Genomic DNA, 800 nt, shown 5'->3' with positions numbered 1-800 from the left:
TTCTTTCTCCCAGTTTACGGGGAGAAATGCCCGGCAGGGCAATGAGGGGCAGCGCCGACACCAACGATTGACCGCCCGGGACACCAAGCTCTGGATATCGAATCCCTGGCTGGCCCTGATCCCCGCCGCTTTGGCTCAATGAATGAGCGCGGAGGCATAACTATCTATGTTGGAGAGTAATCAGGCATCACAGGTCGGATCATCATGTACAAACATCTGCTCATCGCCACCGACGGCTCGGAACTGGCCGGCAAGGGCGTCGCCCAGGGCCTCATTTTGGCCAAGGACCTCGGCGCCGCCGTCACCTTCGTCACCGTTTCGGAACAATTCCCGATCTTCGCCTGGGGCGGCGCCATGGCCGGCTATGCCGCCGGCGATGAACTGGCCGTCTTCCAGGAAGAATCGCGCCGCTATGGCAGGGAAGTGCTCGACAAATGCAAGGCATCCGCAGATGCCGCCGGCGTCTCCGCCAAACTGGTCCATGTCGAGGACAAACGGCCCGCCGAAGCGATCCTGGAATTGTCCAAGGCGCAAGACTGCGACCTGATCGTCATGGCCTCGCATGGCCGCCGCGGGCTGGGCAGGCTGCTTCTGGGCAGCCAGACGGCGGAGGTGCTGTCCTACACCGAGATCCCGGTGCTGGTGGTGCGGTAGGTCCCGCACCTCACTTTTTAAAAAATGCCGCCGGTCAGGGCTGCTTGCCGGGTTCATTCGTCAGCGCATATTCAACCCGTGGCGGGTGCCCGAAGAGCTGTTTGTAGGCCCGGCTGAAGGCGGCTTCGGATTCGTAGCCGATGCGC

Annotated in this window: 1 protein-coding gene and 1 pseudogene; one reads left to right on the top strand and one right to left on the bottom strand. The window is 62.0% G+C overall.

The genetic code is table 11. From position 1 onward, the window contains the following. Positions 1-204 precede the first annotated feature (204 nt). Positions 205-654: a universal stress protein gene (locus tag EOA36_RS36405; RefSeq protein ID WP_127281313.1), complete on the top strand. Its 450-nt coding sequence runs from the start codon at positions 205-207 to the stop codon at positions 652-654. Positions 655-688: 34 nt separating this feature from the next. Here EOA36_RS36405 and EOA36_RS38715 read toward each other — a convergent pair. Next, positions 689-800 (bottom strand): annotated as a pseudogene (locus tag EOA36_RS38715) (AraC family transcriptional regulator); the annotation flags it as partial.

It is taken from the genome of Mesorhizobium sp. M8A.F.Ca.ET.021.01.1.1 (assembly GCF_003998025.1).
Classification (GTDB): domain Bacteria; phylum Pseudomonadota; class Alphaproteobacteria; order Rhizobiales; family Rhizobiaceae; genus Mesorhizobium.
The sequence above is the reverse complement of the archived record's forward strand: the minus strand, read 5'-3'. Positions and strand labels throughout refer to the sequence as shown.

Excerpts from the sequence above, each read along its gene's own strand:
- EOA36_RS36405 (WP_127281313.1), top strand. The coding sequence starts at position 205 with ATGTACAAACATCTGCTCATCGCCACCGACGGCTCGGAACTGGCCGGC.